Source organism: Microbacterium paraoxydans (genome assembly GCF_019056515.1).
Taxonomy (GTDB): domain Bacteria; phylum Actinomycetota; class Actinomycetes; order Actinomycetales; family Microbacteriaceae; genus Microbacterium.
This window is the reverse complement of sequence record NZ_CP064873.1, coordinates 609,611-630,482: the sequence shown is the minus strand read 5'-3', so window position 1 is coordinate 630,482 and position 20,872 is coordinate 609,611. Positions and strand designations below refer to the sequence as shown.

Genomic DNA, 20,872 nt, shown 5'->3' with positions numbered 1-20,872 from the left:
GTCGAGACCCCGCCCTGCTGATGCGTGCAGGGCGGGGTCTCGACGCGAAACCGGGGTCTCGGGGAACTACTCGACGAGCTTGCCGGTCGTGTCGACGTCGCGCATGAGCTCGGCGATCTCGTCGGGAATCGCGGGGATCTCCTCGCGGGTCACGCCGGCGGTCGGCGACCAGACGAGGTTCACCTGCAGCGTGGGATCGGTGTCCGGGAAGTCGCTGCGGTTGTGGCATCCGCGGGTCTCCCGCCGCTCCCGCGCCGCCTCCAGCGTGGCTCGGGCGGCGAGCGCGGAGGCCTTGAGGTCGAACGCGTGCGCGAGGTCCTGGAACCCGGCGATGTCCGGGTGGATGCCGATGTCCTCCATCCGCCCCTCGATCATGTCGAGGTCGGCGAGGCCGGCGTTCAGCCCGTCCTCCGACCGCACCACACCGGCGTACTCCGTCATGAGGTTGCGGATCGCGCGCTGCAGAGCCCGCACGTTCTCGCGCCCCTCCGCGGCGAGGAGGTCGTCGATCTCGGCACGGGCGGCGGCGACCGCATCGGCCGACCGGCGCTGGGCGTCGAGTCCCGCGGCGTGGGCCATCGCGGCCTGACCGACGATCCGGCCGTAGACGAGCAGCTCGATGAGGGAGTTGCCCCCGAGACGGTTCGCGCCGTGGAGTCCGCTCGACGCCTCCCCGATCGCGTACAGCCCGTCGACGTCGGTCCGGTGGTCGTCCGGCCGCACCCACACGCCGCCCATCGAGTAGTGCGCGGTCGGCGCGATCTCGATCGGCTCCGCCGTGATGTCGAGCATCTGCAGCTCCATCATCGTCTGATAGACGCGCGGAAGCCGCGTCATGATGGTCTCGCGGGGCAGGTGCGACACGTCGAGCCAGACGCCGCCGTTCGCGGTGCCGCGCCCTTCCTGGATCTCGGTGTAGGCGGCGAGCGCGACCCGGTCCCGCGTCGACAGCTCCATCCGCTCGGGGTCATACTTCGCCATGAACCGCTCGCCGAGTGCGTTGCGGAGGATGCCGCCCTCCCCGCGCGCGGCCTCGGAGATGAGCGTGCCGGCGGCGTTCTCGGGCTCGATGATGCCGGACGGATGGAACTGCACCAGCTCCGGATCGCGAAGTCGCGCCCCCGCCTCGACGGCGAGCCGGAAGGAGTCTCCGGTGTTCTCGTCGCGGCGCGACGACGTGCGGCGCCAGATGCGGTTGTGTCCGCCGGCGGCGAGGATCACGGCGTCCGCATGGATGAGGTAGCGCGTGCCGTCCGCCTGGTCGAAGCCATAGGCGCCGAAGACGACGTTGTCGCGCACGAGCAGACGTGTGATGTAGACGTTGTCGAGGATGGGGACGTCGAGCTGCTCCGCGCGGGCGACCAGCGTCCGCTGGATCTCGAGGCCCGTGTAGTCGCCGGCGAAGGCCGTGCGGCGGTACGTGTGCGCGCCGAAGAAGCGCTGCGAGATGCGGCCGTCCCCTTCGCGGGCGAAGTCCATGCCCCAGCGCTCGAGGTCGCGGATACCGCGTTCGGCACCCTGGGTGACGATCTGGACGGTGTGGGGGTTGGCGAGGAGGTAGCTCTCCTTGATCGTGTCCGCCGCGTGCTGCTGCCAGCTGTCCTCGGCATCCATCGTGCCGAGAGCGGCGTTGATGCCGCCCGCCGCGAGCGACGTGTGGGCGTCCTGCCGGGGGCGTTTGCCGACGGCGAGCACGTCGACGCCGTGCTCGGCGACCTCGATCGCGGCGCGGAGCCCGGAGCCTCCGGTGCCGATCACGAGGACCGTGGTGGAGATCTGTCGTTCGGGTGCATTCATGCTCTCGACGCTAGTTAGGCGATCCTAATAACTCCAATGCATAGTTCGTCTGGAAACCATGCGGGTACGCTATGGATATGAACCTCGAGCAGCTCCGCGGGTTCGTCGAAGTCGCCCGCCTCGGCCATTTCACCCGCGCGTCCGAGCACCTCCACCTCGCGCAGCCCTCGCTGAGCCGTCAGATCTCGACCCTCGAGAGGGAACTCGGCGCCGAGCTGTTCCATCGCGCGCGCGGTCACATCGCCTTGACGGCCGCCGGCGAGACGGTCCTCCCCCATGCGCAGCGCATGCTCGCCGAGGCCGACGCCATCCGCGACGAGGTGGCCGAACTCGCCGGACTCCGCCGCGGCCGCGTGCGCCTGGGCGCCCCACCCACGCTCTGCATCAGCCTCGTGGCGGAGGCCCTCAGCTCGTTCCATGCCACCCACCCCGGCATCGATCTGCACCTCACCGAGGGCGGCTCAAGGCTGCTCGTCGAGCAGCTCGCGGTCGGGGCGGTCGACATCGCCCTCGTCACCCAGTCCGAGGGACCGGTGCCCGCGGGGGTCAGCCTCACGCACGTTCCGCTCCTCGCCGAGGAGCTCGTGGTGATCTCATCGGCGGCCGCACCTCCGGTCACCCACGGCCCGTCCGTGAGCCTCGCGCACCTCGCCACCCTCCCGCTCATCCAGTTCGACGAGAGTTATGAGCTGCGGGCCGCGATGGACGCCGCTTTCCGCGCCGCCGACCTCACCCCGACCCTCGCGCTGGAGGGTGCGGAGATGGATGCGGTGCTCCGCTTCGTCGAACGAGGCGTCGGGGTCGCAGTGGTCCCGGCGATGGTGCTCTACGAACGCCCGGCGCTGCGGTCGGCGCGCCTCGCCCACCCGGCGATGTCGCGGACGATCAGTCTCGCCCATCGCTCCGACGTCACCCCCGCGGTCGCGGTGGCCGCGATGCGCACCGCCATCATGGCCACGGCGGCCGACCTCGCCGAGCGCGACCCGGCGATCACCAGCCTGCTCTGACCGGAGCACTCGCCCCGGAACAGCGAGAACCCCCGCCGCTTCCGCGACGGGGGTTCTCGTACTGTCTCAACACAGTGTGCGCCTCGAGGGACTCGAACCCCCAACCTTCTGATCCGTAGTCAGATGCTCTATCCATTGAGCTAGAGGCGCAGGACCCGCGGTGCTTTACCGCTCAGCGGGCCGACGACCAGCCTACAACAGACGAGACCGGAAAGCGAAACGAGGCCTCACTCCCCCTTCGCGGCCGCCTTCTCCTGCTTCTTCCGCCGTTTCTCCTTGGCCCGCTGCTGCGACGAGAGCGCCTGGAGATCGACAAGGCGCAGAGCCTGCATGCGTGCCTCCCGCATGCGCGCGTAGTCCGGGTCTTGATCCGGTCGCATGCCCTCGACGCGCAGCCGGCGGTCGAGGTTGTGCCGCACGTCGGCCCAGGCCGCCGCGCGCGCCTCCTCGACGATGCTCTCCAGCCGGGCACGGTCGTCCATCATCTCGCGCAGACGCTGCGCGACGCCGAGCGACTGCTTGGCCCGCCGCCGGAGATTGCGCACATCGCGGTCACGGTAGTCGTGCGTGCCGACCGGATCGGAATGCCGGCCGCGGGCGCGCTTGCGCAGGGCGGTGACCGTGGCGGCGGCCTCCTCCGACTCCTCGGCCATCGCCCCGAGGGCAGCCCTCGCATCCTCGACGTACTTGTCGAGGTCGAAGACGCCGTCCTCCGCGATGGTGCCGATGAGGATGTGATTCTTCACGGCGAGGCGCGCAGCGGCCGTCGCGATCGCGACACCTTCGGCGATGGCATCCGCAGTCCGTCCCACCCGCACCTCCTTCTCTCGAGCGTACCCGTATCGATGCCGCGCAGTCTCGGCCGGAACGGCTCCGATCAGGATGCCGGAGGCCTCCGACATCGCGTCGTACTGCGGCTCAGCCGACGACGCCGACCCAGATCCCCGAGGCCCAGGCCTGCTGCTCGCCGGAGCAGCCCACCGCCCCGGGAAGCCGCGGACCACGGCCATGCAGTTGGCGAGGAACTCCGGGTCGCCACCGAACATCGCCCCGTACGCGCCCGAGGAGGTGAGGGAGCCCCAGACGCGGAACTGATAGATGTGGGCCAGCTCATGCGCCATCGCCCAGTTCAGGCGTCCGTCACTCCACCCGGTGATGTCGGCGCGGTACTTGATGTAGCCGTTGCTGTTGGCACAGGCCGGTGCCGTGCCGCCCGCGCACGACGACGACTCGTACAGCCCCACGCCCCCGCCGCCGACCCTGTCGAGGGCGGCGCGCACCCGCGCGTAGCCGTCCGGCCCGCTCGACGTCCATGCGGGCCCGCCGGGGCCGGCACTCTGCGACGCCTGCCATCCGGCGACCTCGGTGCCGACCTTCTGCGTGAGCGCCTCCACCGTCGCGGTCGCCGCGACCACGGTGTCCGGGTCATGGCGCTCGGCGCGCACGGTCTCCTGGGCGGACCGGGCGGACGCGAGGTGTGCCGCCGTGTCGACCTTGCCGTCCGCACCCTGGAGGACGGCGGCCAGCGTCGAGAGCTCCTCCAGGAATGCCGGCCGTACCGCCAGCACGGCAGCCCGATCCTCCGCGTCCTGCTCGGCCTGCGCCACAGCGCCGGACAGGTGGTCGGTGCGCTGTGCGGCGTCGTAGGACTGGTCGGCCAGCACGGAGAGCTCGGCCACCGCCTCGGCGCGCTCCTGGTCCAGTGCGTCGGATCGTGCGACGGCAGCCGCCGCGACGAGCACGGCCGCCGACACCGTCACCGCGAGCACCCGGCGCCTCACGGCAGGAAGCCCGTCGTGTCGTTCAGCTCGGCGTCCTGCTCCGCGATGCGCGATCGCAGAGCGGTGAGACGCTCCGCCAGTTCGAGGTTCTCGGCCTGCGACTCCGCGAGCACCTGCTCGATCCGCGCGATCTCCGCCTTCACGGCGGCGACACCGGCGGCGCGCTCCTGATCGGCCACCACCAGGAGCGCAGCACCTCCGAGCAGGAGGATCCCCCCGACGACGACAGCAAGACTTCGCATCTCGCTCCCCAGGACAGCGCGAACAGACCGGACCGACTCCGACCGGACAAGGATACAACCGCTCGCGGCGCGTCCGGGGGTCGTTCTCCCGACGGACGGCTCAGGTGGTCGCCGTCTGCGCCAGCCGCCGTTCGGCCGCGGAGTGCCCGCTCGCCAGGTGCGCGGGCACGATCCGTCGCAGCGCCTCGACATCGCGCGCGCGGACGGCCTCGAGGATGACGCGGTGCTCCTCCGCCATCGCCTCCAGATCGTCGTGCTGTCCGAACAGCCAGCGCAGGCGCGTCAGGAACACGGCGATGAGCTCGCCGAGCATCTCGTTGCCCGCCAGGTCGACGGCGATCTCATGGAACGCCGCGGCCGCCGTCCGGGCGGTCTCCGCGTCGCCGGCCCGGGCCGCGGCGACTTCGCGCTCGTACGCCTCGCGCAGCCGGGCGAGCCCTTTCGCGTCGTGGCGCTCGGCCGCGAACACGAAGATGAGGGTCTCGATCGCCTCGCGCACCTCCGCGAAGTTGCGGATGTCGTCATGGGTGAACTCCCGCACCACGGCCCACGTCCGGGGCCGTGCGACGACCACGCCCTCCGCGACCAGCGTGCGGATGGCTTCCCGCACCGGGAGTCGGGACACATTCAGCTCGGCGGCGATATCCCGCTCCACGAGCCGGGAACCGGGCGCGCGCCGACCCAGCACGATGTCATCCCGGAGGATCCTCGTGACCCTGACCGACTCGAGTTCCCCGCTTACCCCCACAGCCCCCGCCATCCGGGCATTGTCGCACCCCGGCCCGGGATTGGCCAAGTTTGGTATCCCAGACCGGGGCGCGCGCCGCGTCAGGGCAGACGGTTCGCCCGCGCGACGTTCGCCGCCAGCTCTTCCGCGTTCTGCCGGATGACGTACGCCGGACGGTCACGCTCGACTCGCCACGACTCGCTGAGCGGGCCGACGTTGACCGTGTCGAAACCGGCCTCGTCGTAGAAGCGGGTGACGAAGGCCACGGCCTCTGCGTCGTCCCCGGCCGTGGCCAGCGCGCGACGGTTCGGCGTACCGGCCGGCGTGCCGTCGGTGGTGATCTCGGCGGCGTAGATGTGGTTGAACGCCTTGGCGATCTTCGAGTCCGGGAGCTGCGCCTGCACGAGCTCGGACGTGGTGGTCTCGCCCTTGTCGAGGGCCTCGATGTGCCCGTCGCGCTCGAAGTAGTAGTTGTTCGTGTCCAGCACGATCTTCCCGGCGAGCTGCGCGGCGGGAAGCTGATCGATCGCGTGCAGCGGCACCGTCACCACGGCCACGTCGGCCGCGGCGGCCGCCTCCTCCGCCGTCGCCGCCTTCGCGCGCGGCCCGAGCTCTGCGACGAGATCGGCCAAGGTCTCCGGCCCTCTCGAGTTCGCGATCACGACGTCATAGCCGTTGGCCACCGCCACACGCGCGACCTGGCTGCCGATGTTGCCTGCTCCGATGATTCCGAGAGTTGTCATGCTCGGGCCAACGCCTGCCGGCGGATGCTATTCCCGTCGAGGAGGGAGGCGAACGCGGTCAGAGGCGCGTGAGCGCGTCCTCCGCCGCCACCCAGGCGAGCATGGCGCACTTCACGCGCGCCACGTACCGCGAGACTCCCCCGAGCGCCGCGGCATCGCCGAGCAGTTCCTCGTCCGGCTCGATCGTGCCGCGGGAGCGCATCGCCTCGCGGAAGGCAGCGATCCGCACCTCGAGCTCGTCCACGGTGAGGCCCTCGGCGAGCTCGGCGAGCAGGGACGCGGAGGCCTGGGAGATGGCGCACCCGTGTCCCTCCCACGCGATCGCCTCCACGCCGCCGTCGGCGCTGCGATGCACCTGCAGCGTGATCTCGTCGCCGCAGGTCGGATTGAGCTGATGCGACTGGGCCGGGATCTCCTCGCGGAGTCCGAATCCGTGCGGCGTGCGCGAGTGGTCGAGGATCAGCTCCTGGTACAGGCTCTGCAGGTCGCTCATGCGCCCCTCCCGAAGAACGCGATCGCCCCGGCGACCGCCTCGATGACGGCGTCCACCTCGGACGCGGTGGTGTACAGGTAGGTGCTCGCCCTCGTCGATGAGGTCACGCCCAGCCGACGGTGCAGGGGCTGCGCGCAGTGGTGACCGACGCGCACCGCGATGCCCTGGTCGTCGAGGAACTGCCCGACGTCGTGCGAGTGGATCCCGGCCACGTCGAAGCTCGCGAGACCGACCCGCGGCAGCTCGATGCCCGCGCCCAGGACGCGCACGCCGTCGATCGCGCCGAGTCCTTCGACGAGACGCTGCCCGAACGCGGCCTCGTGGGCGGCGATGCGTTCCATGCCGACCGCGGAGAGGTAGTCGACGGCAGCGGCGAGCGCGATCGCCTGGGACACCCGCTGCGTGCCCGCTTCGAAGCGCTGCGGCGGCGGCAGGTACTCGGCCGCGGTCGTGGTCACCGTCGTGATCATGGAACCGCCCGTGAGGAACGGGGGCATCGCGGTGAGGACCTCGCAACGGCCGTAGAGCGCGCCGATTCCGGTGGGGCCGAGCATCTTGTGGCCGGAGAGGACCGCGAAGTCGACGCCGAGCGCGTGCAGGTCCAGCGGGAGGTGCGGAGCCGACTGGCAGGCGTCGAGCAGGGTGAGGGCGCCGACCTCCTTGGCCAGCGCGACGAGGGTCTCGACGGGGTTGATCACGCCCAGCACGTTCGACACATGGGTGAAGGCCACGAGCTTCGTGCGCTCCGAGATGATCTCCGCGGCCGCATCCAGACGGAGGGCCCCGTCGTCGTCGAGCGGGATGACCCGGAGCGTGGCCCCGGTGCGCGCGGCGAGCTCCTGCCAGGGGATGAGGTTGGCGTGGTGCTCCATCTCGGTGGTGACGATCTCGTCCCCTTCGCGGAGCCGGAGAGGCTCGGCCGCGGCGCCACCCCGGCCGAGGGAGGCGTTGGAGAGGGAGTAGGCGACGAGGTTGACCGCTTCGGTGGCGTTCGAGGTCCAGACGATCTCGTCGTCATCGGCGCCGACGAACCGGGCGAGGGTGCTGCGGGCGTCTTCGAAGAGCTCGGTCGCCTCGGCGGCCAGCGTGTGGGCGCCGCGGTGGACGGCCGCGTTCATCGTGGTGGCGAAGCGGCGTTCGGCGTCGAGCACGGACTCCGGACGCTGCGAGGTCGCCCCCGAATCGAGGTACGCCAGCGGGTGACCGTGGACGCGGGTGTGCAGGATCGGGAAGTCCTCGCGGATCCGCTGCACCTCGGTCTCGGTCAGCGGGGTGATCACGTCGACTCCGGGAGAAGCGCTCATCGTTCCAGTCTCCCATCTTCCGGCTGACCGGGGCCCGGCTCCGGACGGGCACGGCTTCGGAGACGGGGCGAGACACGCCGGGCTGCCGGACCGTCGAGCGACGTGTCGGCGACGATCTCCGAAGTCGTGCCCGGCGGAAGCTAGGACATGCGGGCGAGGCGGGCGCGGGCGATGCAGAAGGCCCCGTACAGCGCGAAGCCGACGCCGACCGCACCGAGGATGAGCCGGCCGAACGGCAGACTGAGGAGGCTGTGCAGAGCGGCGTCGAGACCCGCGGCGCGTTCCGGGTCCTGCGTCACGGCCGCCACCACGAACAGCACGCCGGTGACCCCCACCGCGATGCCCTTGCCGATGTAGCCCACGACGCCGAGCGCCATCACGCCGGCGCGGGCGGCTCCGGTCGGCACGTCGATGAGCTTGCGGAAGGAGCGCATGATCCCGCCGATGATGAAGCCGATGCCGACACCGATGACGCTGAGGCCGATCACCACGAGCAGGGCCACCCCGCCCGGTGCGGCGAGGACCACCTGGCTCAGGGTCTTCGACGCGTCGGAGGACTCCGCGCGGCCGCCCACCGCGTAGACGAGTGCGAGGCCGGCGATCACCAGGTAGGTGCCCGAGATCCCGAAGAGCTTGAGGCGCTTGCCCCACTTCTTCGTCTCGGCGGGGTCGGCGGCCAGGAACCCGCTCGCCACCTGCCACACGGCGAGCGCGAAGAGGCCCACGGCGATCGCGAGCAGCAGCAGTCCGCCGATGGGGTTGTTGCGCACCTGCTCCATCGCGCCGTCCTGGTCGGCGTCCCCCGACCCGCCGGCCGCGATCGTGATGGCGATCGCGCCGATGATGATGTGGATGATGCCGAGGACCACGAATCCCGCGCGGGCGGTCCGCCGGAACGCGGTGGAGTCCTTCGCCACGCGCGCCGCATGCTTGACGGTGCTCATGCTCGAAGAGTATCCGCCGCGGCGCGTCCCGATCAGGGGGTTGCTTTCCGGACCCCCGGTGCGACAGCGCTCAGGTGATCCGTTCGACGGGCTGCCGCAGGATGGTGCGCAGTTTCTCCGGAGCCGTCCGACGGCGGTCGCTGAGGTAGATCTCGTGGTGCCGTCCGCGCATCTGCAACCCGTTCTCCGGGACGAAGCGCTCGTGCAGCTCCTCGAGCACGGGTCCTTCATCGTCGAACGGCCCGATGTGCAACGTCTGCACGCAGAGGCCCTCGTCGAGGACCTCCCGCCGGACGGCGGCCAGCGCCGGAAGCTCTTCCTCCTTCTTCGCGCTCTTCGCCGCGACCGTCTCGACCGCGCGGTCGAACAGGGCGGGAGTGACGTGATCGCCCACCATGATCATGAGCGTCCAGAGCCAGGTCGACTTGTCGCGCCGGGTGGTGAACGACGCCATGTCGGGCGCATGCCACAGGCCTTCCAGGGGCATCACGACCTGATCGACGCCGAGCTCTGCCCGGCTGGCGAACTTGAGGGTGTACGCCAGCGGGTAGAGCGCCGCGACCGCGTCGAAGAAGGCCGGAGCGGTGTTCGGATCTCCGGCGCCGTCGACCATCAGATAGGTCAGCGGTGGCACCTCGAGGACACGGAAGGCGCCCCGCTTCGCCTGATACGCGTCGAGCGTCTTCTTGGGATCGATCGCCGTCATGGCCCGCCTCTCGGTACGTCGTGCGGTCAGTGTGCCACGGGACACCGACATCGGGTCGAGCCCCAGGGGCCCGACCCGATGGGCGGTCAGCTCTGCTCGACGGGGAGCCAGAGCTCGCAGGAGGCCGTGTCGCCGGTGAATTCCCGGTAGCGGACGATCGACGGCCCGGGCCGCAGCCGCCACGGGTTCGACGGGAACCACTCGGTCGCCGTCGCCGCCCACAGATTCTGCAGGGTCTCGGGGAAGGGTCCGCTCGCGCCGAACACGGCCCAGGTGCCCTCCGCCACGCGCAGGGCGTCGAGGTCGTCGGGAACCGCGGTGTCGGCGCGCACGGCCACCCCGTGCAGGTACGTCAGCGGCGTCCCCTCCGGGGCATCCGGATCGATGTCGGCGGTCACGGCGAGGATGCCTGCGGGCTCCTCGTTCCCGAGGGCCTTGAGGCGCGCGTGCTCCTCGGGCGGGATGGCGGCGATGTGCGCCTGGATGTGCGGATTGACGCCGACGTGGATCAGCGGGACCTCCGCGGCATGGCCCGCGAGGACGAACGCGGGACGGTGGGTGATGGTGACATCCATCGGGGTACTCCCTTCGACGCTCAGGCGGAACCGGAGCGTGGGTTGTGTGTGGAGAGGACCCCCGTGCCGACGCGCGTCCGCCGGCCCGATGCCGTGCACGGCGCGGAACGCCCGGGCGAACGCCTCGGTCGAGCCGTAACCGTGCCGAACGGCGACATCGAGCAGACTCGGCGCGCCGGCGGCGAGCTCCGCGCCGGCGAGCGTCATCCGACGACGCCGCACATACTCGGTCAACGGCATCCCGGCGAGCGCCGAGAACATCCGTCGCAGGTGGTACTCGGTGGTGCCGTGCGCACGGGCGAACGCGGCGACGTCGATCTCCTGACCGCGGTCTGCGTCGACGAGGTCGACCAGAGCGTTGAGCGTGCCGATCACGGGGGTCCTCCTTTCCCCCTCATCGTCTCGCCGCCGCCCATCCGCGCACCCGACCATTCCGACCCGATGCGATCGGGTCGGTGATCAGAGCTCGACCGGGACCGACGGCTCCGTGTCCTCCACCTCCGGGTGACGGGCGAGGTTCACCACGGCCGCAAGGAGGCCGCCCCACACCGTGACCATGGCGATGATCATCATGACGATCGCGGTGGTGGTCATGCGCCCGCTCCCTTCGTCTGCGCCGCCGGGACGGCGATGCTCGTCGTCTCGGGGTCGGCGGCGTACTCCTCCTGGTCCAGGAAGTCGTCGTACCCGACGTCGTCCTTGGCGCGGGAGCGCCTGCTCCACGGCACCAGCGACAGCAGCACTCCCCCGATCACCAGCGCGATGACCATGCCCCAGCCGAACACCCCGAGGAACCAGCCAGGGTAGCCGCTGTACGGCTCGGCGATCTTCGTCAGGAGTTCCGTGATCAGCAGGTAACCGAGCACGAGCGGGGCCAGCACACCCACGAGCAGGCGCCAGATCAGCCCGACCCGGAAGCTGGATCGCCGGTTGAGGTGCTCCTGCAGCTGCGGCAGCCTGTGCAGCACCCACGCCACCACGATCACCGCGACGAGGGCGACCGCCATGATGCCGAAGGCGTTGACGAAGGCGTCGGTGGTGTCGAGCACCGACAGCGCGGTGGTGGTGGAGAACAGGGCCATCGAGATGACGGCGAGCGGGATGGAGACGATGAGGGTGGTGCGCACCCGTCCCCACCCGAGCTTGTCCTGCAGGGCGGCCACGATCACCTCGAGGATCGAGATGAGCGAGGTCACCCCCGCGAAGACGAGGGCCCCGAAGAACAGCACGCCGATGATCGAGCCACCGGTCGCCTGCGACACGATCGTGGGGAAGGCGACGAACGCGAGACCGATGCCCGAGGTCGCGACGCCGGAGACATCCGTGCCCTGCGCCTGGGCCATGAACCCGAGGGCGGCGAACACGCCGATGCCGGCGAGGATCTCGAAACCGGAGTTGGCGAACGCGACCACGAGACCGGAGCCGGTGAGGTCGGTCTTGCGCTTGAGGTAGGACGCGTACGTCACCATGATCCCGAACGCGACGGACAGCGAGAAGAAGATGTGCCCATAGGCGGAGGCCCACACGGCCGGGTCGGCGAGCGCCTCCCAGTTCGGCGTGAAGAACGCGTTCAGACCGTCCAACGCGCCGGGGAGGAAGAGGGCCTGCACGACGAGCACCGCGAACATGAGGGTGAGCAGCGGCATCAGGATCATGTTGGCGCGACCGATGCCGCGCTTGACGCCGAGCGCCATGATGATGATGACGATCAGCCACACCGCGATCAGCGGCAGGCCCACCTGCGGCACGAACTCGCCGGACAGGCCGACCACCGCGACGTCGGCGGACTTCAGGAAGTCGACGAAGAAGAAGTCGTTCTCGTTGCCCGCACCCCAGGTGAGCTGCGCGGAGAACCAGGTGTACATGCCCGCCCACGCGACGATCACGGCGTAGTACACCGCGATGACGACGCAGATCAGCACCTGCCACCAGCCCAGCGGTTCGGCGGCCCGGTGCAGGCGTCGGAATGCGAGGGGCGCGGAGCCCCGGAACCGGTGGCCGATCGCGTAATCGAGGAAGAGCAGCGGGATGCCGGCGGTCAGCAGCGCGCACAGGTACGGAATGAGGAACGCACCGCCGCCGCCTTCGTAGGCGACGTAGGGGAAGCGCCAGATGTTCCCGAGACCCACGGCGGAGCCGATCGCCGAGAGGATGAACACGTTCCGCGAGCCGAAGGCCTCGCGCTGCGGGGTCTGGGTCGGTTCAGGCATGCCCGCGAGGATACCCGAACGTGTGCGCCCCGGCGACTCGCCCGGCCGCGCTCACAGCATCGCGGTCAGCACCCCGCCGTCCGCCCGCAGCGCGGCGCCGTTCGTCGCCGATGCGCGGACGCTGGAGAGGTAGACGACGAGGTCGGCGACCTCGGCCGGATCGAGGAAGCGGCCCAGCAGGCTGGTCGTGTTCTGTCCGATGATCGCCTCCTTCATCACCTCCACGGAGACGGACCGGGCCTCGACGACCGCGGTGACGCTCGCCGCGACCCCCTCCGAGTAGGTCGGGCCGCCCAGGACGGTGTTCACCGTCACGCCGGTGCCGCGGGTGAGCTTGGCCAGACCGTTCCCGAGCGCGATCATCGCCGCCTTCGTCACGCCGTAGTGCACCATGTCGGCCGGGACGTTGACGCCGGACTCGCTACTGACGAAGACGATGCGCCCCCAGCCCCGTTCCCGCATCCCCGGCAGGAGGGAGCGGGAGAGGCGCACGCCGCTCATCACGTTCACCTCGAAGTAGCGCGCCCAGTCCTCGTCGGCGACGTCCGCGAAGTCGGCGAGACCGAACAGACCGACGTTGTTGACGAGGATGTCGACGTCACCGAGCCGCTCCGTCAGCCGCGCCACCTGCGACGGGTCGGTGAAGTCCGCGGCGATCCCGGACACGGCCACCTCCGGGTGCGCGAGGGCCAGCACGCCGACCGCCGCGTCGACCCGTCCCTCGTCGCGACCGTTGATCACGACATCGACACCCTCGGCGGCGAGAGCGGACGCGACCGCGTATCCGATCCCCTGGCTCGATCCGCTGATGAACGCCCTCTTGCCGCGCAGCCCCAGTTCCATCCGTCTCCCTCTCACTTCCGCGGACGCCCCGCATCACTTGCCTGAGCAAGTCATACTAGCCTCCAGTCACTTTCCTGAGCAAGCGAAGAGCACGGCTCGACCGCTACGGTGGAGGAATGTCGTCATCCTCCCCCGCCCCCTTGAGCACCGAAGAGATGGACGTCTGGTCGGCACTCGCGACGCTCCTCGAACGGCTCCCCGCGGCCCTCGACGCGCAGCTGCAGCGCGACAGCGGACTGACCCACTTCGAGCACGGCATCCTCTACGCCCTCGATGCGGCACCGGAGCGCACGCTCCGCCTCAGTGTCCTCGCCGGCTACGCGAACAGCACGCTGTCCCGACTCTCCCGTGCGGTCACCCGCCTGGAGGCGAAAGGCTGGATCCGGCGCGAGGTCGATGCGGAGGACGGGCGCTTCACCCTCGGCATCCTCACCGACGCCGGCCACCGGAAGGTCGAGGAGTCGACCCCCGCACACCAGGCCCTCGTCCGCCGCGTCGTCTTCGACACCCTGACCCCGGCGCAGGCCCGGCAGCTCGGCGCGGCGAGCCGGAAGATCTCCGCCGCACTCTCCCCCGACCCGACCTGGATGCCGGGGACGCCGGCGTGAGGAGGGCCCGCCCGCACGCGAGAACACGAAAGCCCCGGCGAGCGGACTCGTCGGGGCTTCTCTGTGCGGAGACGAGGGGATTTGAACCCCTGGTCCCCGTAAGGGGACTCCACCTTAGCAGGGTGGTGCACTAGGCCGGACTATGCGACGTCTCCAGACATCCGGCTCGAGAGCACGGATGCACCCCACCATCATAACGGGTCCGGCGCGTGGTCACGAACCGCCGGTCTCGGATGCTCCCGGGAGCCGGCCGCATGCCCTGCGATACTGGCCGCACGTTGCGAGGGTCCGGCGCCCGCGGACGCGAGAGGAGACGCCATGTCCGAGCCATCGGGAGCGTACGTCCGCGCGGGGTTCGCTGCCCCGGCCGACCCGAGGCGCGGCGCCCTGGGCTATGCCGCGGTGCTCGCCCTCCTCGTCGTGTCGTACGGACTGTGCGCGGCCCAGCCCGGCACGGTCCCCAGCCCTGGGCGTTCCTCGCGATGCTGGTCACGGTCGCGATCGTGTTCCGCGTGACCAGGGCGCACGCCCTCGTGCAGCGGGTGTCGTGGGTCGTGCTCTCGGCCGCGGGGCTGGCTGCCCTCCTCGCGGCATTCTTCGCCACGGACAGTCCCGCCCTCGCGGTCGCCCTGTCCGCCGCCTCCATGCTCGCGCTGCTCGTGGCGCCGTGGGCCATCATCGCGCACCAGGTCACCCGCCGAGGCCTCGACGTCGAGGCGCTCCTGGCCGCGGTGACCGCGTACATCCTCGTCGGCATGTTCTTCGCCTTCGTCTACAACCTGCTGTCGCTGCTGCTGCCGACGCCGCTGTTCGGAGATGCGGCGAACGACTCGCTCGGCAATCAGCTCTTCTTCTCGTTCACGGCACTGACCACGACGGGCTACGGGAACCTCGTCCCCGTCGGACCGGGCGTGCAGGCGGTGGCCGTCGCCGAGGGGATCACCGGGCAGCTCTTCCTCATCACCGCCGTCGCCCGCATCATGCGGGGTGCGAGCGCCCAACGCACCACATCGACGCCGGCCTGACGGTCACTCCCCGGTCGTCGAGCGGCGGGCGACGAGCTCCGGCCGGAACAGCACGTGCTCCGGCGCCGGCGCCACCTCGTCCTGGCCTCGCAGCAGCAGGTCGACGGCGGTCGAGCCGATGAGAGCGGCCGGCTGCCGCACCGAGCTGAGCGGGATCACGGCGGCCGCCGCGAAGTCGATGTCGTCGTAGCCCACGAGCGCGATGTCCTCGGGGACCCGGGCATCGCCGGTCATCACCAGGCTCTGCAGGAGGCCCAGTGCCAGGAGGTCGTTCGCCGCGAAGACCGCGTCCGGCCGGTCCCCGGGGGCGCGGTCGAGGATCTGCGCACCGGCCCGGCGTCCCTCCTCGACGGTGAGCGCGGAGGTCGGGATGAACTCCAGCCCGATCCCCGCCGCGGCCGCCGCGGCCTGCGCGCCGCTCAGGCGGTCGGAGACCTGGCGCAGCGCGACCGGGCCGCCGACGAAGGCGATCCGGCGACGACCGACCGCCAGCAGGTGCTCGGTCGCGATGCGTCCGCCCTCGACATCGTCGACGGCGACGGAGGCGAACCGCTCGTCCTGCGATTCCCGGTCGACGAGCACGGCGTGCGTCCCGCGCTCATGCATCCGCACCAGCCGCGGCAGGGATTCCGCCACGGGAGTGACGAGCACGCCGGTCACCCGCTGCTCCTCGAAGAGATCGAGATGCATCGCCTCCCGCTCCTGCTTCTCGTCGCTGTTGGCGACGAGGACGGAGAGTCCGTGCTGGTCGGCGCGCTCCTCGGCTCCGCGGATCACCTCGGCGAAGAAGGGGTTGCGGATGTCGAGCACGACGAGGCCGATCGTCCGACTGCGCCCCGCACGGAGCTGCCGTGCCGCGTCGTTGCGCACGAACCCGAGGCGGTCGATCGACGCCTGCACACGCGCGACGGTCTCCGCGGCCACCTTCTCCGGCCGGTTGAGCACGTTCGAGACGGTCCCGACGGAGACACCCGCGTCCTCGGCGACCTCCCGCACACTGACGGCCATCGCGCCCTCCCTCCGGTTCCCGCCGCTGAAACGACTCATCCGCGGGGATCGCCTCAGACTCTCATGCCGTATTGACACGCGTCAACACAGCCCCTAGTCTCATCTCCATCAGGGTTTGAAACGATTCATTCCCTCAATGGAGAGAGAAATGATGTCCTCACCCACGACGGCGCCCGTGCTCGAGCTCGCCGACGTCCAGAAGGCGTTCGGGTCGGTGATCGCCCTGCGCTCCGGCACCATCGCCGTCCGCCCCGGCTCCATCCACGCGCTCGTCGGCGAGAACGGGGCCGGCAAGTCCACGCTCGTGAAGATCGTCGCCGGTCTCTACCAGCGCGACGGCGGGGTCTTCCGGCTTCGCGGCGAAGACGTGGACTTCACCTCGACCGCCCAGTCGAAGGCGGCCGGCGTCGCGGTCATCTACCAGGAGCCGACGCTCTTCCCCGATCTCTCCGTCACCGAGAACATCTTCATGGGGCGCCAGCCGACCGGGCGGTTCGGGCGGATCGACCGCAAGGCCATGCGCCACGAGGTCGAGCGGCTCTTCACCCGCCTCGGCGTCACCATCGACCCCGACCGCCCCGCCGAAGGCCTGTCGATCGCCGACCAGCAGGTCATCGAGATCGCCAAGGCGGTCTCCCTCGACGCCACGCTGCTCATCATGGACGAGCCCACCGCGGCGCTCTCCGGCGTGGAGGTGGAGCGCCTGTTCGCGATCGCCCGGAGCCTGCGCGACGAGGGCCGCGGCCTCATCTTCATCTCGCACCGGTTCGACGAGGTGTTCGCGCTCTGCGACACCGTCACGGTCATGCGAGACGGCGCGTACATCGCGACCTCCGCCATCGCCGACACCACGGTCGACGAACTCGTGCACCAGATGGTCGGCCGCGAGGTGTCCGAGCTGTTCCCGAAGCAGGAGGCGACGATCGGCGAGCCGCTGCTCGAGGTCGAGGGGCTCACGAGCCCCGGCCTCTTCCACGACATCTCGTTCTCCGTCCGTGCGGGCGAGATCGTCGGGCTCGCCGGCCTCGTCGGCGCCGGGCGCAGCGAGGTCGCGCGCGCGGTCTTCGGCGTGGACGGGTACCGCGAGGGCAGCGTGCGCATGAAGGGCCGCCGGATCCGCGCGCGCCGTCCGGTCGACGCCATGCGCGCCGGTCTCGCCCTCGTCCCCGAGGACCGCCGGAAGCAGGGCCTCGTCATCGAAGCCGGCGTCGGCGGGAACATCACCCTCGCGATCCGTCGGCGTCTCGCCCGCCTCGGCCTGCTCACCACAGCGATGGAGAACCGCACCGCCCGGGAGTGGGCGTCGCGGCTCGAGGTGAAGACCCACGCCCTGGACACCGTCGCCGCGACGCTCTCCGGCGGCAACCAGCAGAAGGTCGTCCTCGCCAAGTGGCTCGCCACGCAGCCGCAGGTGCTGCTCATCGACGAGCCCACCCGCGGCATCGACGTCGGCACCAAGTCCGAGGTGCACCGCCTGCTGTCCCAGCTCGCCGGTCAGGGAATGGGCATCCTCATGATCTCGTCCGAGCTGCCCGAGGTGCTCGGCATGGCCGACCGGGTGCTCGTGATGCGCGAGGGTCGCATCACGGCCGAGATCCCCCGCTCGGAGGCCACCTCCGAGAACGTCATGTTCGCCGCGACGCACGCATCGGAGCTCAGCTCGTGACCACCGCCATCCCCGTCTCCGCGCTCACCAAGCGCATCTCCGGTCTCGGCAGGGCCCGCGAGTTCGGCATCCTCCTGGCCCTCGTGCTCGTGGTGACCGCCGCGACCCTCAACAATCCGAAGTTCCTGTTCAGCGCCGACGGCTGGCGCGACCTGCTGCTGACGCCGTCGATCCTCGTGCTCGTCGCCGTGGGACAGGCCATCGTCCTCATCACGCGCAACGTCGACCTGTCCGTGGGTTCCGTGATGGGTCTGACCGCGTACCTGACCGGTCGGCTCTTCATCGACATCCCCGGCATCCCGATCGTCCTGGTCGTGGTCGCCGCCGTGGTGCTCGGCGCTCTGCTCGGCCTCATCAACGGCGCGCTCGTCGCATACGCCAAGGTGCCGGCGATGGTGATCACCCTCGGCACCCTCTACGCCTACCGCGGCATCAACGTGCTGTGGACCGGCAGCGACCGCGTGAACGCCTCCGACATGCCGCGCGACTTCCTCGCCCTCGGCACGGGGCAGGTCCTCGGCATCCCGATCCTCGCGATCGTCGCGGTCGTCGTGCTCGCCGTCGCCGCCTGGTACATGAAGAACACCCGCGGCGGCCGGGAGTTCTACGCGATCGGCTCCGACCCCGCGGCGGCCGAGCTCTACGGCCTGCGCGTCACCCGCCGCGTGCTCACCGCGTTCGTCCTGTCGGGAGCTCTCGCCGGACTCGCCGGCGTCTTCTACGCGGCCCGGTACGGCACCATCAACTCCCAGGCGGGAGCGGGATGGGAGCTGGACGCGGTGGGCGCGGCCGTCATCGGCGGCGTCGCGATCACCGGCGGCATCGGCTCGGTGTGGGGCGCCGCGATCGGCGCCGTTCTGCTGCTGACCATCAACCGCGCTCTGCCGATCCTCGGCATCCCCGACTTCTGGCAGCGTGCCGTCGTCGGCCTGCTCATCATCGGCGCCATCGTGCTCGACCGCGTGCTCGCGGTGCGGCAGAGACGGCGGCTCATCGAGGCGAGGGACGAATCATGACCACCGCGACCGCCACCGCGACCACCCGCGTCATCCGCGACTACGACAAGCCCCTGTGGCGCCGGCTCCTGCTCACGCGCGAGGCCGCGATCGTCGGCCTGCTCCTGCTCGTCGCGATCGTCTCGGCCTCCAGCATCCGCGGGTTCGGACAGCCCATCACGCTGACCTACCTGCTGCTCGACATCGCACCGATCCTCCTGATCGCCCTGCCGATGACCCTCATCATGATCACCGGCGAGATCGACCTCTCGGTGGGCAGCATGGTCGGGCTGTCCAGCGTCGTCACCGGCGCGCTGGTGCAGGCGGGGCTCCCGTTCGAGCTCGCGGCCCTCGCCGCCCTCGTCGTGGGCGTGGTCGGCGGCGCGTTCAACGGCTTCCTCGTGACGGTCGTCGGCTTGCCCTCGCTCGCCGTCACGATCGGCACGCTCGCCCTCTTCCGCGGCCTCGCCGTCGGGCTGCTCGGCACGGCCGCGGTCACCGACTTCCCGGAGTTCTGGACGGCTCTCGCCAAGGCGAAGATCGCGGGCACCCCGATCCCCGTCATCACGATCCCGTTCCTCCTGCTCGTCGCGGTCTTCGCGGTCCTGCTGCACTTCACACCCTTCGGCCGCGGGGTGTACGCGATCGGGCTGTCGAAGGACGCGGCGCACTTCTCCGGTGTGCACGTCGAGCGCACGAAGCTCATCCTGTTCGTGCTGTCCGGAGCGGTCGCCGCGTTCGCCGGCATCTTCTACACGCTCCGCTACGGCAGCGCCCGCGGCGACAACGCCACCGGCCTCGAGCTCCAGGTCATCGCGGCCGTCGTGCTCGGCGGGGTGTCGGTGTTCGGCGGTCGCGGCAAGATCTACGGCGTCATCGCCGCCGCCTTCCTCATCGGCGCGCTCGCGAGTGCGCTCCGCCTGGTGAACGTCACCTCCGACGTCATCAACATCATCACCGGCACGCTTCTCGTGATCTCGGTGGTGGCCGCAAGCTTCCTGGCCTGGCTGCAGAAGGCACGCCGCCGACCGGGCAGACCCCCCGCCGGTGCCGCCACAGCGACGAAGGCACCGATGGACGCCGCATCCGCGGCATCTCCCGACGAAAGGAACGAACAATGACGTTTGCACGCAAGCGTGTCACCGCTTTCGCCGCCCTCGCGGTGGCGGCGGCGGTCGCACTGACCGGCTGCGCCGGCTCCACCGACGGCGGAGGAGACGGCGGCGGCGACGGGGCGGACGCCTCGATCACCTTCCTGCCCAAGAACCTCGGCAACCCGTACTTCGACACATCAAGCGAGGGCGGCAAGAAGGCCGTCGAGGAGTTCGGCGGCACGTTCTCCGAGGTCGGCCCTGCCGAGGCCACGCCCGACGCCCAGGTCAGCTACATCAACACGGCCACGCAGCAGGGTGTCGGCGCCCTCGTCGTCTCGGCCAACGACCCGCAGGCCATCTGCGACGCGTTGAACGAGGCCAGGGATGCCGGGGTCAAGGTCGTCACCTTCGACTCCGACACCAACACGGACTGCCGCGACCTGTTCATCAACCAGGCCGACTCCGAGGGCATCGCGAAGGTGCAGATCGACCTCATCGCCGAGCAGATCGGCGGCGCCGGGGAGATCGCCATCCTCTCCGCATCGGCCAACGCCACGAACCAGAACGCCTGGATCGAGCTGATGGAGGAGTACGTCGCCAGCGAGTACCCCGACATCACGATCGTCGAGACGGTCTACGGCGACGACGACGACCAGACGTCGTTCGACAAGACGGCCGCGCTGCTGCAGACCCACCCGGACCTCAAGGGCATCGTCTCGCCCACCACGGTCGGCATCGCCGCCGCGGCGCGCTACCTGTCGACGTCCGACTTCAAGGGCCAGGTCGCGCTGACCGGACTCGGCACGCCCAACCAGATGCGCGAGTACGTGGAGGACGGCACCGTCACCGCCTTCGCGCTGTGGAACCCGGCCGACCTCGGCTACCTGGCCGCCTACGCCGCCCAGGCCCTGATCGCCGGCGACATCACCGGCGAAGAGGGCGACACCTTCGAGGCCGGCGACCTCGGCGAGTACACCGTCGGCGCCGACGGCGTCGTCCTGCTGGGCGACCCGTTCGTGTTCGACGCCGACAACATCGGCGACTTCGACTTCTGAGTCGCCCTCCGGCCGGCGCTCCCCGCGGGCGCCGGCCGGACCCCGAGAG

21 protein-coding genes and 2 tRNA genes are annotated in these 20,872 nt (G+C 70.5%); 7 read left to right on the top strand and 16 right to left on the bottom strand.

Annotated elements, in window-relative coordinates; all coding sequences use genetic code 11:
* Positions 1 to 66: 66 nt before the first annotated feature.
* The gene (locus tag IZR02_RS02950; RefSeq protein ID WP_025104546.1) at positions 67 to 1,797 is read right to left on the bottom strand and encodes an L-aspartate oxidase; all 1,731 of its coding nucleotides are present in this window, start codon (positions 1,795 to 1,797) and stop codon (positions 67 to 69) included.
* Between the two features lie 71 nt (positions 1,798 to 1,868).
* Here IZR02_RS02950 and IZR02_RS02945 point away from each other — a divergent pair, with 71 nt between their 5' ends.
* Entirely contained in the window at positions 1,869 to 2,804 is a 936-nt protein-coding gene (locus tag IZR02_RS02945) for a LysR family transcriptional regulator (RefSeq protein WP_029989652.1), read from the top strand.
* A gap of 77 nt (positions 2,805 to 2,881) precedes the next feature.
* Here the strand turns inward: IZR02_RS02945 and IZR02_RS02940 are convergent.
* The 13 genes from IZR02_RS02940 to IZR02_RS02875 all read right to left on the bottom strand — a co-directional run bounded on the left by IZR02_RS02940 (position 2,882) and on the right by IZR02_RS02875 (position 13,372).
* Positions 2,882 to 2,954: transfer RNA gene (locus tag IZR02_RS02940), tRNA-Arg, on the bottom strand.
* A gap of 77 nt (positions 2,955 to 3,031) precedes the next feature.
* Entirely contained in the window at positions 3,032 to 4,585 is a 1,554-nt protein-coding gene (locus IZR02_RS17860; RefSeq protein ID WP_254385419.1) for a hypothetical protein, read from the bottom strand.
* Entirely contained in the window at positions 4,582 to 4,827 is a 246-nt protein-coding gene (locus IZR02_RS02925) for a hypothetical protein (protein WP_025104550.1), read from the bottom strand. The genes IZR02_RS17860 and IZR02_RS02925 overlap by 4 nt, the downstream gene beginning before the upstream one ends.
* A 100-nt stretch (positions 4,828 to 4,927) precedes the next feature.
* Entirely contained in the window at positions 4,928 to 5,587 is a 660-nt protein-coding gene (locus IZR02_RS02920) for a GntR family transcriptional regulator (protein ID WP_025104551.1), read from the bottom strand.
* Between the two features lie 68 nt (positions 5,588 to 5,655).
* Positions 5,656 to 6,297 (bottom strand): NADPH-dependent F420 reductase, encoded by a 642-nt coding sequence (locus IZR02_RS02915; RefSeq protein ID WP_025104552.1) that lies wholly within the window; start codon positions 6,295 to 6,297, stop codon positions 5,656 to 5,658.
* 58 nt (positions 6,298 to 6,355) lie between these two features.
* Positions 6,356 to 6,790, bottom strand: coding sequence for a Fe-S cluster assembly sulfur transfer protein SufU (sufU, locus tag IZR02_RS02910; protein WP_025104553.1), 435 nt, complete (start codon positions 6,788 to 6,790; stop codon positions 6,356 to 6,358).
* Positions 6,787 to 8,094, bottom strand: coding sequence for a cysteine desulfurase (locus IZR02_RS02905; RefSeq protein ID WP_025104554.1), 1,308 nt, complete (start codon positions 8,092 to 8,094; stop codon positions 6,787 to 6,789). Before IZR02_RS02905 ends, sufU begins: the two co-directional genes overlap by 4 nt.
* A 140-nt stretch (positions 8,095 to 8,234) precedes the next feature.
* On the bottom strand, positions 8,235 to 9,038 hold the full coding sequence (locus IZR02_RS02900; RefSeq protein WP_025104555.1) for a DUF1206 domain-containing protein: 804 nt from the start codon (positions 9,036 to 9,038) through the stop codon (positions 8,235 to 8,237).
* 70 nt (positions 9,039 to 9,108) lie between these two features.
* Positions 9,109 to 9,744: a GyrI-like domain-containing protein gene (locus IZR02_RS02895; RefSeq protein WP_025104556.1), complete on the bottom strand. Its 636-nt coding sequence runs from the start codon at positions 9,742 to 9,744 to the stop codon at positions 9,109 to 9,111.
* Between the two features lie 86 nt (positions 9,745 to 9,830).
* On the bottom strand, positions 9,831 to 10,694 hold the full coding sequence (locus IZR02_RS02890) for an AraC family transcriptional regulator (RefSeq protein ID WP_025104557.1): 864 nt from the start codon (positions 10,692 to 10,694) through the stop codon (positions 9,831 to 9,833).
* A gap of 84 nt (positions 10,695 to 10,778) precedes the next feature.
* The gene (locus tag IZR02_RS02885; RefSeq protein WP_081811605.1) at positions 10,779 to 10,913 is read right to left on the bottom strand and encodes a methionine/alanine import family NSS transporter small subunit; all 135 of its coding nucleotides are present in this window, start codon (positions 10,911 to 10,913) and stop codon (positions 10,779 to 10,781) included.
* Complete coding sequence (locus IZR02_RS02880; protein WP_025104558.1) at positions 10,910 to 12,529, bottom strand: sodium-dependent transporter; 1,620 nt, start codon at positions 12,527 to 12,529, stop codon at positions 10,910 to 10,912. The genes IZR02_RS02885 and IZR02_RS02880 overlap by 4 nt, the downstream gene beginning before the upstream one ends.
* A gap of 51 nt (positions 12,530 to 12,580) precedes the next feature.
* A complete protein-coding gene (locus IZR02_RS02875) occupies positions 12,581 to 13,372 on the bottom strand; it encodes an SDR family NAD(P)-dependent oxidoreductase (protein ID WP_025104559.1) in 792 nt (263 codons plus the stop codon).
* A gap of 116 nt (positions 13,373 to 13,488) precedes the next feature.
* Between IZR02_RS02875 and IZR02_RS02870 the strand changes: the two genes are divergently transcribed.
* Entirely contained in the window at positions 13,489 to 13,980 is a 492-nt protein-coding gene (locus IZR02_RS02870; RefSeq protein WP_025104560.1) for a MarR family winged helix-turn-helix transcriptional regulator, read from the top strand.
* A gap of 66 nt (positions 13,981 to 14,046) precedes the next feature.
* On the opposite strand, the gene IZR02_RS02865 is transcribed toward IZR02_RS02870, so the two are convergent.
* A tRNA-Ser gene (locus IZR02_RS02865) sits at positions 14,047 to 14,135 on the bottom strand.
* Positions 14,136 to 14,414: 279 nt separating this feature from the next.
* Between IZR02_RS02865 and IZR02_RS02860 the strand changes: the two genes are divergently transcribed.
* Positions 14,415 to 15,005, top strand: a complete 591-nt coding sequence (locus IZR02_RS02860; protein WP_254385417.1) for a potassium channel family protein — start codon at positions 14,415 to 14,417, stop codon at positions 15,003 to 15,005.
* A gap of 3 nt (positions 15,006 to 15,008) precedes the next feature.
* Here IZR02_RS02860 and IZR02_RS02855 read toward each other — a convergent pair whose 3' ends face one another.
* Positions 15,009 to 16,013 carry a LacI family DNA-binding transcriptional regulator gene (locus tag IZR02_RS02855; RefSeq protein ID WP_025104562.1) on the bottom strand — a complete coding sequence of 335 codons (1,005 nt, stop codon included), beginning with the start codon at positions 16,011 to 16,013 and terminating at the stop codon, positions 15,009 to 15,011.
* 148 nt (positions 16,014 to 16,161) lie between these two features.
* On the opposite strand from IZR02_RS02855, the gene IZR02_RS02850 reads away from it, so the two are divergent.
* From IZR02_RS02850 to rhaS, 4 genes are read left to right on the top strand one after another with little or no spacing between them, the layout of a single operon-like run.
* Complete coding sequence (locus tag IZR02_RS02850) at positions 16,162 to 17,679, top strand: sugar ABC transporter ATP-binding protein (RefSeq protein ID WP_025104563.1); 1,518 nt, start codon at positions 16,162 to 16,164, stop codon at positions 17,677 to 17,679.
* A complete protein-coding gene (locus IZR02_RS02845) occupies positions 17,676 to 18,695 on the top strand; it encodes an ABC transporter permease (protein ID WP_025104564.1) in 1,020 nt (339 codons plus the stop codon). The genes IZR02_RS02850 and IZR02_RS02845 overlap by 4 nt, the downstream gene beginning before the upstream one ends.
* Positions 18,692 to 19,795, top strand: coding sequence for an ABC transporter permease (locus IZR02_RS02840; RefSeq protein WP_025104565.1), 1,104 nt, complete (start codon positions 18,692 to 18,694; stop codon positions 19,793 to 19,795). The genes IZR02_RS02845 and IZR02_RS02840 overlap by 4 nt, the downstream gene beginning before the upstream one ends.
* Positions 19,792 to 20,823, top strand: a complete 1,032-nt coding sequence (gene rhaS / locus IZR02_RS02835; RefSeq protein ID WP_025104566.1) for a rhamnose ABC transporter substrate-binding protein — start codon at positions 19,792 to 19,794, stop codon at positions 20,821 to 20,823. Before IZR02_RS02840 ends, rhaS begins: the two co-directional genes overlap by 4 nt.
* Positions 20,824 to 20,872 lie beyond the last annotated feature (49 nt).

Excerpts from the sequence above, each read along its gene's own strand:
- IZR02_RS02895 (WP_025104556.1), bottom strand. The coding sequence starts at position 9,744 with ATGACGGCGATCGATCCCAAGAAGACGCTCGACGCGTATCAGGCGAAG.
- IZR02_RS02925 (WP_025104550.1), bottom strand. The coding sequence starts at position 4,827 with ATGCGAAGTCTTGCTGTCGTCGTCGGGGGGATCCTCCTGCTCGGAGGT.
- IZR02_RS02880 (WP_025104558.1), bottom strand. The coding sequence starts at position 12,529 with ATGCCTGAACCGACCCAGACCCCGCAGCGCGAGGCCTTCGGCTCGCGG.
- IZR02_RS02915 (WP_025104552.1), bottom strand. The coding sequence starts at position 6,297 with ATGACAACTCTCGGAATCATCGGAGCAGGCAACATCGGCAGCCAGGTC.
- IZR02_RS02945 (WP_029989652.1), top strand. The coding sequence starts at position 1,869 with ATGGATATGAACCTCGAGCAGCTCCGCGGGTTCGTCGAAGTCGCCCGC.
- IZR02_RS02870 (WP_025104560.1), top strand. The coding sequence starts at position 13,489 with ATGTCGTCATCCTCCCCCGCCCCCTTGAGCACCGAAGAGATGGACGTC.
- IZR02_RS02885 (WP_081811605.1), bottom strand. The coding sequence starts at position 10,913 with ATGACCACCACCGCGATCGTCATGATGATCATCGCCATGGTCACGGTG.
- IZR02_RS02855 (WP_025104562.1), bottom strand. The coding sequence starts at position 16,013 with ATGGCCGTCAGTGTGCGGGAGGTCGCCGAGGACGCGGGTGTCTCCGTC.
- IZR02_RS02900 (WP_025104555.1), bottom strand. The coding sequence starts at position 9,038 with ATGAGCACCGTCAAGCATGCGGCGCGCGTGGCGAAGGACTCCACCGCG.
- rhaS (WP_025104566.1), top strand. The coding sequence starts at position 19,792 with ATGACGTTTGCACGCAAGCGTGTCACCGCTTTCGCCGCCCTCGCGGTG.
- IZR02_RS02920 (WP_025104551.1), bottom strand. The coding sequence starts at position 5,587 with ATGGCGGGGGCTGTGGGGGTAAGCGGGGAACTCGAGTCGGTCAGGGTC.
- sufU (WP_025104553.1), bottom strand. The coding sequence starts at position 6,790 with ATGAGCGACCTGCAGAGCCTGTACCAGGAGCTGATCCTCGACCACTCG.
- IZR02_RS02875 (WP_025104559.1), bottom strand. The coding sequence starts at position 13,372 with ATGGAACTGGGGCTGCGCGGCAAGAGGGCGTTCATCAGCGGATCGAGC.
- IZR02_RS02850 (WP_025104563.1), top strand. The coding sequence starts at position 16,162 with ATGATGTCCTCACCCACGACGGCGCCCGTGCTCGAGCTCGCCGACGTC.
- IZR02_RS02905 (WP_025104554.1), bottom strand. The coding sequence starts at position 8,094 with ATGAGCGCTTCTCCCGGAGTCGACGTGATCACCCCGCTGACCGAGACC.
- IZR02_RS02840 (WP_025104565.1), top strand. The coding sequence starts at position 18,692 with ATGACCACCGCGACCGCCACCGCGACCACCCGCGTCATCCGCGACTAC.
- IZR02_RS02950 (WP_025104546.1), bottom strand. The coding sequence starts at position 1,797 with ATGAATGCACCCGAACGACAGATCTCCACCACGGTCCTCGTGATCGGC.